Here is a 15205-nt window from a genome sequence, read left to right as displayed (position 1 = left end):
CATACCGTGCCTGCGGGCATGCTGTTCGTCCACTGGCACGTGCATGTGCGTTCGCTGGCAGATGCCTGGCCGAGCTGCTGTCATTGTCGATCTTGCTGGCTTCCGTACGTCGCATGCATGCGTTGAATGCGCGCGATGCTGCCGCCTTCGTACGTCACCACGTAGGTGGCGCCTTCGTGCGATTGCCGGGCGACCCGCACCGGGTCGCTCAGGATGGCCTTCTGCAGGACTTCCTGATGGAACGCCGCCAGGCCGCCGCTGGGAATCAGCACCAGCGGCGGGCTGATCTGCTGGAAGCTGGTGAAGTGACTGCCGCACTGGGTGGTGTCGTTGCTGAACTTGAGCCAGCCCTGGCCGCAGCTCTGGCCCGATACGTCGGGGAAGCGCTTCAGCCAGATGAAATACTTGTTCTCGTGCGTGATCCGCACGCGGTTGTAGCGCGCGTCGCTTCCGCCGATGTTGTCGGCCGTCCAGAAGCGCACGATGCTGGCCTCGCGGCAATCGGCCGATGCGCACTCCTGCAGCACCAGGTATTCGTCGTCCTGCAGGGACACCGGTTCGATGCTGAGGATGTCGCCCTTCACCAGCGCCTGCGCGGGGAACACCACCGATGGCATGCGCGGGTCGACCTTGAAGTCCCCGGAAACCAGGTAGCCGCCATGCTGCGACGAGAACGGTGGCGCGGTGACCTTGACGGCGGGGAGATTGGTTTGCGCCAGGGCAGCAAAACTCGCCAACACGCAGCAACCCAGGAACGCGATATCCATGGTCTTCATGAAAGCTCCAATGGTTACCCGCCGGCGACCCGCTTGACGATCAGGCTGGCGCGCCGCGCAGCACCCGCCCGTAAGTGTGCACCTCATCGACCAGTATGCGCACGTGCTCGGGATCGACCTCCGGCGTGATGCCGTGGCCCAGGTTGAACACGTGGCCGGGGTGGTTGCCATAACTGTCGAGCACGGTACGTGCTTCGCGGCGGATCACCTCAGGAGCGGCGCGCAGGATCGCGGGATCGAGGTTGCCCTGCAGTGCGACCTTGCCGGCCACTGCTCGGCGCGCAGCGGCGAGATCGGTTGTCCAGTCCACGCCCAGTGCGGCGCAACCGGTATCGGCCATCGCAGCGAGGTGAGCGCCGGCGCCCTTGGAGAACAGGATCAGCGGCAGCTCGCGTGCGTGCGTGTCGGTGTTCAGTTCGCCGACGATCTGCGCCATGTAGTGCAGCGAGAACTCGCGGAACGGCGCGGGGCCGAGCAGGCCGCCCCAGGTATCGAAGATCATCAGCGCCTGTGCGCCGGCGGCGGCCTGCGCCGAGAGATAGGCGGCCACGCTGCGCGCCAGCACGTCGAGCAAGCGGTGGACCAGCGCAGGCTCGTCCCAGCACATCGCCTTGAGCGTGGCGAAGTCGCGCGACCCGCCGCCTTCCACCATGTAGCAGGCCAACGTCCACGGGCTGCCCGAGAAACCGATCAGCGGCACGCGGCCGTCCAGTTCCCTGCGGATCAGGCGCACCGCGTCCATCACGTAGCGCAGCTCGCCGTCCATGTCGGGCACGGTCAGTTGCGCGACGTCGGCAGCGGTGCGCACGGTACGCGCGAACTGCGGCCCTTCGCCCTGCGCGAAGCTGAGGCCAAGGCCCATCGCGTCGGGAATGGTGAGGATGTCGGAGAAAAGGATCGCGGCGTCGAGGTCGAAGCGCGCCAATGGCTGCAGCGTCACTTCGCAGGCGAACTCGGGATTCTGCGCTAGGCCCATGAAACTGCCGGCGCGTTCCCGCGTGGCGCGATATTCGGGCAGATAGCGTCCGGCCTGGCGCATCACCCAGATCGGCGTGGTGTCGACGGGTTCGCGGCGTAGCGCGCGCAGGAAGCGGTCGTTCTTCAGTGCCGCATTCATCGGGTCAACGGCCATAGGGGCCGTCGAGGCCCTGGCTGAACATCAGGCGGTAGCCGCGCTTGAGCTGGGCGTCGCGTGCTTTCTCGAACGCGGCGATGGCCTCGTCGCGTTCCAGGAACTGCTCGCGCTTGAGCGTGGCCTTGCCGCCCTGCTGGCCCGTCTCGCGATACAGCGTCCAGCCGCCGAGCAGGTCCTGCTCCAGCACGATCTGGACATAGCGTGGCGGCTCGGCGCTGCCGGGCAGGTTTTGCAGATAGAGGCGCATGGGGCAGGGCGTTGGGCGTGAGCCGGAGTTCAGAGTTTATAGGACGCGCCTCCGCTTTGTAGGAGCGCGTTCTGCGGGGACGGAGTGTCGTCAATGGAGCGGTCGGGCTGGCGATGCGAAATTGTTGTGGATGGCCATGGCAGTCCACGCGCAGAGCAGTACGCCCAAGCCGGTCAGAGCGCCGCGATCGGCATCGCGTGCGAGGGCCGGACCGTGAGGATGGCGCCCGAGCGTGCAGCGCAGCGGGGTGCCGCGGCCCAGATTGAACAGCACGAATTGCCAGATCAGCGAGACCGGCAGAAAGCGGTCCAGCTCACGGAGGGCAACGGTGAGGGAGTCGGGCGCGGTCTGGATTGCCCAGAGCCGTTAACCGGCGATCGCTGCCTGGAGCGTGGCGAGCACGTCATCCTCGCCCACGCCAGCCACGATTTCGGCCTTGCCGATGCCGCGCCACAGAATCAGCCGCAGCGTGCCCGCGGTGTTCTTCTTGTCCAGCCGCATCAGTGCCAGGAGTTGCTGGGCGTCCATGCCCGGAGGGATGGCCACGGGCAGGCCCACGGTTTCCAGCAGGCGCTGCAGGCGCGCAGTGTCGGCGGCCGAACTCATCTCAAGCCGCTCGGACAGCCGCGCGGCGAGCAGCATGCCGATGGCGACGCCTTCGCCGTGCAGCAGCATGGTGTAGTTTCCGGCGGTTTCCAGCGCGTGGCCGAAGGTGTGGCCGAGGTTGAGCAGGGCGCGTTCGCCCTGTTCGGTTTCGTCGCGCGCCACCACGCCGGCCTTGTAGCGCAGCTTGCGGGCGATGGCTTCGACCACGGCGTTGTCGTCGCGCGCGGCCAGCGCGTCGGCATGCGTTTCCAGCCACGCGAAGAACGGCTCGTCGCCGATGGCCGCGCCCTTGATGACCTCGGCCAGCCCGGCGCGGTATTCGCGATCCGGCAGGGTGGCCAGGGTGTCGATGTCGGCCACCACCGCGCGCGGCTGGTGGAAAGCGCCGACCAGGTTCTTGCCGGCAGGCAGGTTCACGCCGGTCTTGCCGCCCACGGAAGAGTCCACCATCGACAGCAAGGTGGTGGGCATCTGGATGAAATCGATGCCGCGCATCCAGCATGCCGCGCTGAAGCCGGCGAGGTCGCCCACCACGCCGCCGCCGAGGGCGATCACGCAGGCGTCGCGGGTGGCGCCGAGTTCGGCCAGTGCAGCCAGCGCGCGTTCCACGTTGGCGAAGCTCTTGTGCGCCTCGCCGTCCTCTATCAGGAAGCTGGCCCACTTCAGGCCTTCGAGGCCGCGCGTCACGCGATCCAGGTAAAGCGGCGCCACCGTGGTGTTGCTGATGACCAGCACGTGGCGGCCGCGCAGGCGTTCGCGCCAGCGCGCGGCATCGGCCAGCAGGCCGCGACCGATCCATACCGGGTAGCTGCGTGCGCCGAGGGTGACGTCGAGGGTGGTCGGGCTGTTCTGGTTCATGCGATGGACGTCTGACGTTGCCAGTGTTGGTCGATCAAGGCGATGGCCTGCGTGCTGACGGCTGCGATGCCGTGAATGGCCGGCAGGGCCAGGTCGGCAGTTGCGCGGTACAGCGGTTCGCGGATCGCCACCATCGCCTCCAGCCGCGCGCGGCGATCCGCGCCGGCCAGCAACGGGCGCTTGGTGTCGTGCACCAGCCGTTCCAGCTGCTGGTCGATGGTGGCCTGCAGCCATAACACATAGCCGCGCTCGGTCAGCAGCGCGCGATTGTGCTCGGCCAGCACCACGCCGGCACCGGTGGCGATCAGCACGCCTTCGCCTGCGCCGAACTCGGCCAGCAGCGCGCTCTCGCGCTGGCGGAAGCCGGCCTCGCCTTCGATCTCGAACACCGTGGCCACAAGGGTGCCGGTACGACGCTCGATCTCGCGGTCCAGGTCGACGAAGCGCAGGCCATAATGCGCGGCGAGGCGACGGCCGAGCGAGGTCTTGCCGGCGCCGGTCGGGCCAATCAGGAACAGGTTGCGCGACGGATTCATTCCTTCACTTTAGCAGCAGGCGTTTGGATGGCTGAACGGATTTTGCTCGCAGGTTGCGGCGATGTGGGGTTGCGGGTCGCCGCAGACCTGCTGGCGCGAGGCGATGAAGTGTGGGCGTTGCGCCGCAGTCCGTTGCGCGAAAACGTGCCGGGCTTGCGCTGGCTGGGCGCCGACCTCACGGAGCCGCGCACCTTGGGAAACCTGCCTGCCGGCGTCGACCGCGTGGTCTACCTGCCTGCCCCCGACGCGCGGGACAGGGCGGCGTATCGCGCGCTGTTCGTGGATGGCCTGCGCCATCTGCTGGAGGCGCTGGATACGCATGCGCTGAAGCAGGTGCTGCTGGTGTCCTCCAGCGCTGTGTACGGCGAGCACGACGGCGATTGGGTGGACGAGGACACGCCGCCCGCACCCCTGGGCTTCAACGGCGCGTTGCTGCTGGAAGCGGAGCAGTGGCTGGCTGAGCAGGCCGTGCCGTCTACCGTTTTGCGCCTCGCGGGACTGTATGGGCCAGGTCGGATGCAACTGATCGAGCGCTTGCGCTCCGGTGCGCAGCGCGTACCGCGCGAGATACCTCATTGGGCCAACCGCATCCACGTCGACGATGCGGCGGCGGCCATCGAGCATCTGCTGCGCCTCCCTGCGCCGTCGCCGCTTTACCTGGGCGTGGACGATACGCCGCTGCTGCTGGACGAGTTGTGCGACTTCATCGCCCAACTGCTCGACGCGCCGCCGCCGCGTGAGGGTGCGGCGCCCGTCGGCGTGGGCAGCAAGCGGCTCGGCAATGCGCGCCTGCGGGCGAGCGGCTGGGCGCCGCGATGGCCGGATGCACGCGGCGGCTACGCGGCCTTGCTGGATACTTGAGACTTCCCACCACTGGAGTCCGCTCATGGCCAACTTACCGATCCCGCACGGCATGGTCACCACCGGCAACGACCTGCACGGCTATCGCGTCACTCGCACGCTGGGCATCGTGCGCGGCATCACGGTGCGTTCGCGCAGCGTGGTGGGCAATATCGGCGCCGCGCTGCAGACCCTGGTGGGCGGCAACATCACGATCTACACGGAACTGTGCGAGAAGGCGCGCGAGGAGGCCTTCGAGCTGATGCTGCAGCATGCCGCCGCGATGGGTGCGAACGCGGTGGTGGCGATGCGCTACGACGCCAACGACGTCGCCGAGGGCGTCACCGAGGTGCTGTCCTATGGCACGGCGGTGCAGGTCGAGCCGGTCTAGGAAATGCCTGAAGGTCGTTGGGGAATCCCACCCTTGCTGGCAGGGGGGCGTAAGGGGATTCGGCAATGGTGAATTGGTCGTCGGTGTTTTTTGGTTGGTGGTTATCGCGTTTGTGGTCGCTGCGATAAGCATCAACAGGTGGAGTCAGGGAATCAAGGACGACAAGCTGCGCAGGCGCGTGCGGGCGGCATGGGTCACCTTTGAATGCTTGCTTGCCTTGCTTCTCATATGCTCGGTGATTCACGGAGTGAGCAGCTTCGCCAAGCTTGATAGTTGACTGTCCAGTGCCAAACCGCATTCATCACGAATGCGTGAGGCCCGTCATGTGCCGATCATCGTCGTATTCCACGACACTGTCGGCCAGCGCAGGCAGGGTAGCCAGCGCATGGCGGCTGAGCCGCTCGAAGTGCTGCAGGAAACGCGTCATGGTGGTGGCGTCCATCGCCAGCGGGGCATGCCGTGCCAGCAGTTCTTCCTCGGTCTCGCCGCGCCAGCGGCGCACAACGTTCCAGCTTGGCGCCTGCAGCACGATCAGCGCGTCGAATTTGCGCCACAGCGGCTGATAGCCGCGCAACTGCTTGTTGACCCAGTGTCGCCAGCTGCCGTCAGGATCCTCTTCGCGTTCCAACTGGTTCACGGGTTCTTCCAGCGCGGCCTGCACCTGCGGCCGGATGCCCAGCGCCCAGCCTTCCACGATCACCAGCTTCGGCGGTCGCGTCACGCGGGGCCAGCGCGAGGGTTGTACGCGCGTGTCGCGTCCCTTGTCGAAGCGCGGCCATGCCACCGGCAACTTTTCCGAAGCCTGCGGCAGCGCGGCCAGCACGGAGAGCAGCAGCTCGATCTCGTGCGTGCCCGGCACGCCGCGGGTACGCAGCAGCGGATGGATCTGGTGGGCCATCAGTTCGCGGTCGGCGCGCGCGTAATAGAAGTCGTCCAGCGACAGGATTTCGGTGGCCCAGCCGCGTGCCTCGGCCTGCGCCTTCATTTCGCGCGCCAGCGTGCTCTTGCCGCTGCCCTGCAGGCCGGACAGGCCGATGATGTAGGGGCGGCGCGAGCGGGCGATGCGCCCGGCGTACTGGTCCAGCAGGTGCCCGGCCAGCGAGGCGTTCGGTGCGGGCGGATGCGGCTTGGCGGCCGTCATCGGCAGGCTTCCGCCATGGATGGGTGAAGGCCGCCGCGCACAAGGGCGGAAATGGGGATTGCGTTAAGATAAGCGGGCTTCATCCGCGTCATGATGGCGCGGTCGCGCCACGATTCAAGGAAAAATTTTCCAGCCATGCTGAACCCAGAGATTCTGCAGACTTTCCGGCAGTTGCTGGACGGGGCGAAGGCCTCCGGCGACCCCGAGCCCACCGCGATGAACCTGGCCAGCCTGGGCGCCGACGGCCGCGTGGCTTCGCGCATCGTGCTGCTCAAGGGTGTGGACGAGCGTGGTTTCCGTTTTCATACCAACTACGAAAGCGACAAGGGTGGCCAGTTGGCGGCACATCCGCAGGTGGCGCTGTGCTTCCACTGGAAGCAGTTGCGCCATGGCGTGCAGGTGCGCGTGGAGGGTGTGGCGCGCAAGCTGCAGGCGGAGGAATCCGATGCCTACTTTGCCACCCGCCCCCGCGGCAGCCAGATCGGCGCCTGGGCCTCGCTGCAATCGCAGACCCTGCCCGACCGGCACAGCTTCGACGAGCGCGTGACGCGCTACGAGCACGAGTTCGAGGGCCGCGACGTGCCGCGCCCACCGCACTGGGGCGGATTCCTGATCGAACCGGACATGGTCGAGTTCTGGTACGGCGCCGAGTTCCGCCTGCATGACCGCGTGCGCTGGAGCCGGCACGGGCAGACCTGGACACACCGGTTGCTGTATCCGTGAAGATGTCCCCGCCATGAGCCGTTCCGTGCCTGCAGAGCACGTTGCGCAGCACGGCTTCACGGTGCACGCACGTGGCCGCGGCTTCACCGAGATCACCGGCCAGGTCGCCGACAGGGTGACTGCCAGCGGCGTGTGCGTCGGCATCGCCCACGTGTTCACCGCACATACCAGTTGCTCGCTGCTGCTCAGCGAGAACGCCGACCCCGCGGTGCGCGAGGATCTCGAGCGCTGGCTGGCCCGCGCGGTGCCAGACGGTGATGCGATCTTCGAACACGATGCCGAAGGGCCGGACGACATGCCTGCGCACGTGCGCTCTGTGCTCACCGGCGCGAGCCTCGTCGTGCCCGTGCATGGCGGCAGGCTGCAGCTGGGCACCTGGCAGGGCCTGTTCCTGTGGGAACATCGCCGCGACCCGCATCAACGCAAGGTCATCGTGACCGTGCTGGGGCATTGAGCATGGCGGATGCCTTCCCGCAGCGCATCGTCTGTCTCACCGAAGAACCCACCGAAGTGCTCTACGCATTGGGCGAGCAGCAGCGCATCGTGGGCATCTCCGGTTTCACCGTGCGTCCGCCGCGGGCGCGCAGGGAGAAGCCCAAGGTTTCCGCTTTCACCAGCGCGAAGATCGGCGAGATCCTGAAGCTGGAGCCGGACCTGGTCATCGGCTTTTCCGACATCCAGGCCGACATCGCGCGCGAGCTGGTGAAGGCCGGTATCGAGGTGTGGATCAGCAACCACCGCAGCGTGGACGGCATCCTTGCCTATATCCGCCGCCTCGGTGCGATGGTCGGCGCACACGAGAAGGCCGAGGTTTACGCGCGGCGCGCCGAGCAGCACATCACCGACATTCGCGTCGCTGCGGCGCAGCTGCCGCACCGGCCCAAGGTGTACTTCGAGGAATGGGACGAGCCCATCATCACCGGCATCCGCTGGGTGGCCGAGCTGGTGCAGATCGCCGGCGGCGAGGATTGCTTCCCCGAACTGGCGCGCGAGCCGCTGGCGAAGCAGCGCATCCTCGCCAACGGCGACGAAGTGGTGCGACGCGCGCCGGACATCATCCTTGGCTCGTGGTGCGGCAAGCGCTTCCGGCCGGAGAAGGTGGCGGTGCGGCCGGGCTGGGAGGCGATTCCCGCGGTGCGCGACGGCGAACTGCACGAGATCAAGTCGCCGATCATCCTGCAGCCAGGGCCGGCGGCGCTGTTCGACGGGCTGGACGCGATCCATCGCATCATCGTGGCGTGGGCGGGTCGCCCGGGCTGACCCGCATCCATGTGACGCAGTCAGCCCGAGCATCGTTGCTTACCAGACCTGCACGCGGTCCTTGGCGTCGCGCCACATCGGCTGGCCGGGCTTGACGTCGAACGCCTCGTAGAAATCGGGGATGTTCGACAGCGGCCCGTTCACGCGCCACTTCGCCGGGGCGTGCACGTCGCTGAGCAGGGACTGGCGCAGCATGGCGTCGCGTTCTTCGAAGATCCACGACAGCGCGTAGCCGAGGAAGAAGCGCTGCAGCGGTGTGTAACCGGCGACCTTGTCGCCCTTCTTGTATTCCTCGGTCTGCTTGAATGCATCCAGGCCGATCAGCACGCCGCCCAGGTCGGCCATGTTCTCGCCGAGGCTCGCGCTGCCGTTGATGTGCAGGCCGGGCAGCGGTTCGTAGGCGTCGAACTGCTTCGCCAGCACGTCGGCACGCTGGGTGAATTTCTGCGCGTCCTGCTTCGTCCACCAGTCGGCGAGGTTGCCCTTGGCGTCGAACTGACGGCCCTGGTCATCGAAGCCGTGGGTGATCTCGTGGCCGATGGTCGAGGCGGCGGCATAGCCGTACACGACGGCGTCGTCGACCTCGCCGTCGCTGAAACCCGGGATCATGAACTGCGCGGCCGGCAGCACGATCTCGTTGTTCGACGGGTTGTAGTAGGCGTTGTAGGTCTGCGGCGTCATGTCCCATTCGCTGCGGTCGACCGGCTTGCCGAACTTCGACACCTGGTCGTTGAAGGCCCAGCGCCGTGCGCTCATCTCGTTCTGCGCCCAGGAGTCGCGACCGATCTGCAGCGCGGAATAGTCCTTCCACTTGTCCGGGTAGCCCACCTTCTTGGTCACCGCGGCGAGCTTCTCGTGCGCCTTGGCCTTGGTGGCGGGGCTCATCCAGTCCAGCTTGTCGATGCGCGCGCCATACGCAGTGCGGATGGCCTCCACCAGGGCGTTGTAGCGCTGCTTGGTTTCCGCGGAGAAATAATCATGCACGTAGATGCGGCCGAGGATCATGCCGATCGCACGGTTCTCCGCGCGCAGCGCACGCTTCCATCGTGGCTGCTGTTCCTGTTGGCCGGTGAGCACGCGGCCGTAGAAGTCGAAATGCTCGTCGTCGAAGGGTTTGCTGAGTGTTGCGGCGTAATCGTCGACCAGGTGCACGCGCAGGTAATCGCGCAGCACCGGCACCGGCGTCTGCCCGAGCAGCTTCTGCAGGCCGCCGAAGAATTCGGGCTGGCCGACGATGACGTAGGACGGATCCAGCTTCCACGCCTGCAACTGCCGGTTCCACGCGATGCCCGGCGTGTACTTGCGGGTCAGGTCGGCGGGAGACATTTTGTTGTAGTTCTTCTGCGGATCGCGCAGGTCGGCCAGCGGACGGGACACTTTGGCCAGCGCGGTCTCGAAGGCCATCACCTTGTCTGCGCTGGCGCCTGCCGTGGCATCATCCTCGCCCAGCAGCTTGAACATGTGCTGCAGGTGCACAACATAGGCAGCGCGGGCCTTGGCCACGCCGGGTTCGGTGTTGAAGTAGTAGTCGCGTTCGGGCAGGCCCAGTCCGCCCTGTTCGAGGTAGACCGCCATCACGTCGCTCTGCTTCTCGTCCTGCTGCACGCCGAAGTCGAACAAGGCATCGACGCCCAGCGACTGCAGGGCGAAGGCTTCGTCGAGCGCGCCCGGCACGTCCTTGACGGCGTCGATGCGGTCAAGCTCCGGCTTCAGCGGCGCCAAGCCCTGGCGGTCGGCCAGGTCGGTGTCCATCGCAGTGCTCCAGAAGTCGCCGATCTTCTGCTCGTCGCTGCCAGGCGCGGCATCCTTCTCCGCGGCGGCATCCTCGCTGATCTTGCGCAGCTTGCCGTACAGGTCCTCCTGCACCAGCTTGCCGATGCCCCATGTGGCCTCGGATGCAGGGATGGGATTTTTCTTGAGCCATGCGCCGTTCGCGTAGCTGAAGAAATCGTCGCCGGGGCTCACCGAGGCATCGATGTTCGCGGCAACCACGTCTGCCTTCGCCGCGGGAACCGCCGCCGCCGTCGCAGCGTGGGCCGGGGCAGTGGTGGCTGCGGGTGCGGCAGAGTTCGATGCCTGCGGTGGCGTCGCGTTGTTGCAGCCGCCGAGGGCGATGGCGACGGATGCGGCCAGCAGGCAACAGGACAGGCGGCGTGGGTTCGCTTTCATGCGCAGGGTTCCGGAAGAATGTCGGCGCATGCTAGCGGATCGTGGTATCGCTGGATCCGGGCGAGAGGCATGACTTTCGACGTGGATCGATCGAACGTCGCCGCCGGAAATTCGCCCATCCATGGCCGCCGTTGAGCAGTTCTAGCGTGCCTGCCGCGGGGGCACGCGTTCCTTCCCGCGAATATCAGCCGACCACCGCCAACTGCGTCCCGAGGTCGAGCAACGGTTGCGCCACCAGCATCCTCGCCAGCAACAGGGCGACGATCACCACCGTCGGCGAAAAATCGATCATTCCCACCTGCAACTTGCCGCGCAGCGGGCGCAGCAGAGGGTCGACGATCGTGCCCAGCAGGCGTTGCAGCGGGTGGTAAGGATCGGGCGCGAACATGCTCATGAGCGACCAGCCGAACACCAAGACGAGATAGAACAGCAGGGCATAGTCCAGCAGTTCCGCCAAGGACAGCACGAACAAGCCGAGCGGATGCGCCACCAGCCCCACCAGCGCGAACAGCACGATGCGCTTCAGCAGCATCGCCAGCCACGCCACCAGCAAGGCGGCGAGGTTGATGCGCCGCCAGTTCGGCAGCACGCGGCGCAGCGGCGCCAGCACGGGGTTGGTGGTGCGGTAGATGAACTGGCTGAGCGGGTTGTGAAAGTCCGCGCGGCAGGCCTCGGCGGCGAGGCGCAGCAGGAACAGCGTGGCGACGGCGTCGAAGGCCAGCTCGACCAGCAGGGCGATGGCGTTGAGCAGGTAACTCACGGATTAGAGCCTGGTTGTGATCTCCAAGCACTCCGCGCCGAGAGCTGTTTGCGCGCGAGCCGAGGAAGAGCGGGGGAGTGGACGTCGGTCCATGGCGGAGTAATGACGCAGGGATGCGGGCAAACAACCACGGCCCGTGCAGGTTGCCATCGAGCGGTAGCCATGCGGTAGCGAACGGCCTGACCAGCCAGCCACGCAGGCCATGCGCCACGCCCTGCCGTCTGGCGGCCACTTGATGGCAATGCGGAGTGCTTGGAGATCATAAACAGGCTCTAGGTCTCCTTGTCCAGGGCGTCGGCCAGTTCCGCGCCGCGACGGGTGGCCGCGGCGACGGCACGGGCCGTGACGCGCGGCAGGTCGTCGGCAGCGAAACTTTCCAGCGCGGCCTGCGTGGTGCCGTTGGGCGAGGTGACGCGTCGGCGCAGTTCGGCGGGATCCTCGCCGCTTTCCACCAGCATGCGGCCTGCGCCCAGGCAGGTCTGCGCGGCCAGCGCGCGTGCGGTGTCGCGAGGCATGCCTTGTGCCACGGCGGCGTCTTCCAGCGCCTCGACCAGGGCGAAGAAGTAGGCGGGACCGGAACCGGAGAGCGCGGTGACGGTGTCCATCAGCGACTCGTCGGCGATCCAGCGGGTCAGGCCGGCGGCATCCATGATGTGTTGCGCCAGCGCCTTCTGGGCAGGGCTGACGCGGCCGTTGGCGCACAGGCCGGTGGCGCCGGCGCCGATCAAGGCGGGGGTGTTCGGCATGCAGCGCACGATGGGCAGGTTGCCCAGCCAGCGTTCCAGCTGGTCCAGCCGCACGCCGGCGGCGATCGAGATGACCAGCGGTCGCTGGCCCTGCATGGCCATGCGCAGCTCGGCCTGCACTTTGGGCATGGCCTGCGGCTTCACCGCCAGCACGATCACCTCGGCGTCGGCCACGGCCAGCCGGTTCTCGGCAAAAGTGGCTATGCCGAAGTCATGGCCCAGCTTGTCGCGCGTCTCGGCCAGCGGTTCGGCCACGCGGATGTCGGCGGGCGCCAGGCCGGTGGCGAGCAGGCCGCCGATCAGGCTGCGTGCCATGTTGCCGCCGCCGACGAAGGCGATACGTGTCATGAAGGCACCTGGGTTGGGGGGGAACGGTCGCATACCTTACCGGAGTGGGCGTCGTCCTGGGGTGCCGCGGTTTCGGTGACGCGGTGCGCAAACCGGGGCGAAGGCTGGCCGTTCGCCCCGTGCCGCGAGTAGTATCGACTCGCTGCAAGGGGGGATGGCCAGGGGTGTCCGCGCGTCGGTGGCGCGCCGCGTCCGCGCATCGTCCTTTCGCCGCAGCCATTGCCACAGCATCCGACGACTGGTCGAGGGGAACCACAGATGGATATCGCCGAACTGCTTGCCTTCTCGGTGAAGAACAAGGCTTCGGACCTGCACCTGTCCGCGGGCCTGCCGCCGATGATCCGCGTCGACGGCGACGTGCGCCGCATAAACATTCCCGCGCTGGAGCACAAGCAGGTGCACTCGCTGGTGTACGACATCATGTCGGACAAGCAGCGGCGCGATTACGAGGAGTTCCTGGAGACCGACTTCTCGTTCGAGATTCCTGGCCTTGCCCGTTTCCGCGTCAATGCGTTCACCCAGAATCGCGGTTCCGGTGCGGTGTTCCGTACCATTCCATCCGAAGTGCTGACGCTGGAGGATCTCGCCTGCCCGCGCGTGTTCAAGGAGCTGATCGAACAGCCGCAGGGCCTGATCCTGGTGACCGGCCCCACCGGCTCGGGCAAGTCCACCACGCTGGCGGCGATGGTCGACCACATCAACAAGAACGAATACGGGCACATGCTCACGATCGAGGATCCGATCGAGTTCGTGCACACCTCGCAGAAGTGCCTGGTCAACCAGCGCGAAGTCCACCGCGACACGCATGGCTTCAACGAGGCGCTGCGTTCGGCGCTGCGCGAAGACCCGGACTACATCCTCGTCGGCGAATTGCGCGACCTGGAAACCATCCGGCTGGCGCTCACCGCCGCGGAAACCGGCCACCTGGTGTTCGCCACCGTGCATACCAGCTCGGCGGCCAAGACCATCGACCGCATCATCGACGTGTTCCCCGCGGGCGAAAAGCCGATGGTGCGCTCGATGCTGTCCGAGTCGCTGCGCGCGGTGATCTCGCAGTCGCTGCTGAAGAAGACCGGCGGCGGCCGCATCGCGGCGCACGAGATCATGGTCGCGGTGCCCGCCATCCGCAACCTGATCCGCGAAGACAAGGTGGCGCAGATGTATTCGGCGATCCAGACCGGCCAGCAGTTCGGCATGCAGACGCTGGACCAATGCCTGCAGGACCTGGTGAAGCGTGGCCTGGTGTCGCGCCAGGAAGCGGGCAGCTATGCCAAGAACAAGGATCTGTTCAAGTAAGTAATGGAATAGCAGATGGGGCGCGGGGAATGGGGGTCGACACCCCGCGCTGCTATGCCCCGGCTCCACGGGGCGGTGGGTTTCGCGTTTGGCGAACCCTGGGCTCCACCTTTTGACTCCCGGACAAAGCCATGAGCGACTTCGACTTCACTTCCTTCCTCAAGCTGATGGTGCACAAACAGGCTTCCGACCTGTTCATCACCGCGGGTGTGGCGCCGTCGATGAAGGTGCAGGGGCGCATCGTGCCGATCACGCAGAGTCCGCTGTCCATGCAGCAGTCGCGCGACATGGTGCTCAACGTGATGACGCCCTCGCAGCGCGAGGAGTTCGAGAAGACCCACGAGTGCCAGTTCGCGATCTCCGCACAAGGGGTGGGCCGATTCCGCGTGTCGTGCTTCTACCAGCGCAATTGCGTGGGCATGGTGCTGCGCCGGATCGAGTCGAAGATCCCCACCATCGAGGAGCTGACCCTGCCGCCGGTGATCAAGCAGCTGGCGATGACCAAGCGCGGCATCATCATCTTCGTGGGCGGCACCGGCACCGGCAAATCCACCTCGCTGGCCTCGATGATCGGCTACCGCAACGCCAATTCGACCGGCCACATCATCACCATCGAGGACCCGATCGAATACGTGCACAAGCACGAGGGCTGCATCATCACCCAGCGCGAGATCGGCATCGACACCGACAGCTGGGAGAACGCGCTGAAGAACACCCTGCGCCAGGCGCCCGACGTGATCATGATCGGCGAAGTGCGCACGCGCGAGACGATGGAGCACGCGATCAATTTCTCCGAGACCGGCCACCTGTGCCTGTGTACGCTGCACGCGAACAATGCCAACCAGGCGATGGACCGCATCCTGCATTTCTTCCCCGAGGATCGTCGCCAGCAACTGTTCATGGACCTGTCGCTGAACCTCAAAGGCGTGGTGGCGCAGCAGCTGATTCCCACGCCGGACGGCAAGGCGCGACGCGTGGCGGTGGAAGTGCTGCTGGGCACGCCGCTGGTGCAGGACTACATCCGCCAGGGCGAGATCCACAAGCTCAAGGACGTGATGAAGGAATCCAACCTGCTCGGCATGAAGACGTTCGACCAGAGCCTGGTCGAGCTGTACCACGCCGGCGAGATCAGCTACGAGGACGCACTGCGCCACGCCGACAGCTCGAACGAAGTGCGTCTGCGCATCAAGCTGGCGCACGGTGGCGATGCGCACACGTTGTCGCAGGGTCTGGAAGGCGTGGAGGTGGAGCAGCCTCGCGGTGGCGACAGTTTCGGCGGCGGTTTGCTGCAACGTTGAACCATGCCTGCCAGTAGGAGCGCACCCTGTGCGCGAAAGCTTTTGCCTTGGTCGAAGCGCAAGGCAGTCGCACAC

General features: G+C 66.5%; 16 protein-coding genes. 7 read left to right on the top strand and 9 right to left on the bottom strand.

The annotated features are described in order from the left end of the window. Positions 1-80: 80 nt before the first annotated feature. From ISP25_RS09315 to ISP25_RS09295, 5 genes are all read right to left on the bottom strand, one after another. On the bottom strand, positions 81-776 hold the full coding sequence (locus ISP25_RS09315) for a hypothetical protein (RefSeq protein ID WP_404613393.1): 696 nt from the start codon (positions 774-776) through the stop codon (positions 81-83). 40 nt (positions 777-816) lie between these two features. After that, positions 817-1893, bottom strand: a complete 1077-nt coding sequence (hemE, locus tag ISP25_RS09310) for a uroporphyrinogen decarboxylase (protein ID WP_404613391.1) — start codon at positions 1891-1893, stop codon at positions 817-819. 4 nt (positions 1894-1897) lie between these two features. After that, a complete protein-coding gene (locus tag ISP25_RS09305) occupies positions 1898-2158 on the bottom strand; it encodes a WGR domain-containing protein (RefSeq protein WP_192154076.1) in 261 nt (86 codons plus the stop codon). A gap of 366 nt (positions 2159-2524) precedes the next feature. Beyond that, positions 2525-3622, bottom strand: coding sequence for a 3-dehydroquinate synthase (gene aroB / locus ISP25_RS09300; protein ID WP_404613390.1), 1098 nt, complete (start codon positions 3620-3622; stop codon positions 2525-2527). Then, a complete protein-coding gene (locus ISP25_RS09295; RefSeq protein ID WP_404613388.1) occupies positions 3619-4158 on the bottom strand; it encodes a shikimate kinase in 540 nt (179 codons plus the stop codon). The genes aroB and ISP25_RS09295 overlap by 4 nt, the downstream gene beginning before the upstream one ends. 27 nt (positions 4159-4185) lie before the next feature. On the opposite strand from ISP25_RS09295, the gene ISP25_RS09290 reads away from it, so the two are divergent. Both ISP25_RS09290 and ISP25_RS09285 read left to right on the top strand, forming a co-directional pair. Then, positions 4186-5019 (top strand): SDR family oxidoreductase, encoded by an 834-nt coding sequence (locus ISP25_RS09290; RefSeq protein WP_404613386.1) that lies wholly within the window; start codon positions 4186-4188, stop codon positions 5017-5019. 25 nt (positions 5020-5044) lie between these two features. Then, positions 5045-5389 carry a YbjQ family protein gene (locus ISP25_RS09285; RefSeq protein WP_404613384.1) on the top strand — a complete coding sequence of 115 codons (345 nt, stop codon included), beginning with the start codon at positions 5045-5047 and terminating at the stop codon, positions 5387-5389. A gap of 301 nt (positions 5390-5690) precedes the next feature. Here the strand turns inward: ISP25_RS09285 and ISP25_RS09280 are convergent, their stop codons facing one another. Then, positions 5691-6530: a kinase gene (locus tag ISP25_RS09280; RefSeq protein WP_404613382.1), complete on the bottom strand. Its 840-nt coding sequence runs from the start codon at positions 6528-6530 to the stop codon at positions 5691-5693. 93 nt (positions 6531-6623) lie between these two features. Here ISP25_RS09280 and pdxH point away from each other — a divergent pair, with 93 nt between their 5' ends. The 3 genes from pdxH to ISP25_RS09265 are packed head-to-tail and all read left to right on the top strand — an operon-like array spanning position 6624 to position 8513. Beyond that, the gene (gene pdxH / locus ISP25_RS09275; RefSeq protein WP_404616293.1) at positions 6624-7253 is read left to right on the top strand and encodes a pyridoxamine 5'-phosphate oxidase; all 630 of its coding nucleotides are present in this window, start codon (positions 6624-6626) and stop codon (positions 7251-7253) included. A 13-nt stretch (positions 7254-7266) separates the two neighbouring features. Further along, a complete protein-coding gene (locus ISP25_RS09270) occupies positions 7267-7707 on the top strand; it encodes a secondary thiamine-phosphate synthase enzyme YjbQ (RefSeq protein ID WP_192154094.1) in 441 nt (146 codons plus the stop codon). A 2-nt stretch (positions 7708-7709) separates the two neighbouring features. Next, positions 7710-8513 (top strand): cobalamin-binding protein, encoded by an 804-nt coding sequence (locus tag ISP25_RS09265; protein ID WP_404613380.1) that lies wholly within the window; start codon positions 7710-7712, stop codon positions 8511-8513. 39 nt (positions 8514-8552) lie between these two features. Here the strand turns inward: ISP25_RS09265 and ISP25_RS09260 are convergent, their stop codons facing one another. From ISP25_RS09260 to proC, 3 genes are all read right to left on the bottom strand, one after another. After that, the gene (locus ISP25_RS09260) at positions 8553-10682 is read right to left on the bottom strand and encodes a M13 family metallopeptidase (RefSeq protein WP_404613378.1); all 2130 of its coding nucleotides are present in this window, start codon (positions 10680-10682) and stop codon (positions 8553-8555) included. 184 nt (positions 10683-10866) lie between these two features. Beyond that, complete coding sequence (locus tag ISP25_RS09255) at positions 10867-11442, bottom strand: YggT family protein (RefSeq protein ID WP_192154100.1); 576 nt, start codon at positions 11440-11442, stop codon at positions 10867-10869. 272 nt (positions 11443-11714) lie between these two features. Beyond that, entirely contained in the window at positions 11715-12536 is an 822-nt protein-coding gene (gene proC / locus ISP25_RS09250; protein WP_192154101.1) for a pyrroline-5-carboxylate reductase, read from the bottom strand. 258 nt (positions 12537-12794) lie between these two features. Here proC and ISP25_RS09245 point away from each other — a divergent pair, with 258 nt between their 5' ends. Continuing rightward, entirely contained in the window at positions 12795-13832 is a 1038-nt protein-coding gene (locus ISP25_RS09245) for a type IV pilus twitching motility protein PilT (RefSeq protein WP_192154103.1), read from the top strand. A 131-nt stretch (positions 13833-13963) separates the two neighbouring features. Continuing rightward, positions 13964-15130 carry a PilT/PilU family type 4a pilus ATPase gene (locus ISP25_RS09240; protein ID WP_192154105.1) on the top strand — a complete coding sequence of 389 codons (1167 nt, stop codon included), beginning with the start codon at positions 13964-13966 and terminating at the stop codon, positions 15128-15130. The last annotated feature ends 75 nt before the right edge of the window (positions 15131-15205 follow it).

Source organism: Rhodanobacter hydrolyticus, from assembly GCF_044904645.1.
Note: the sequence above shows the minus strand (reverse complement) of the source record. Positions and strands in the feature narration are given on the sequence as shown.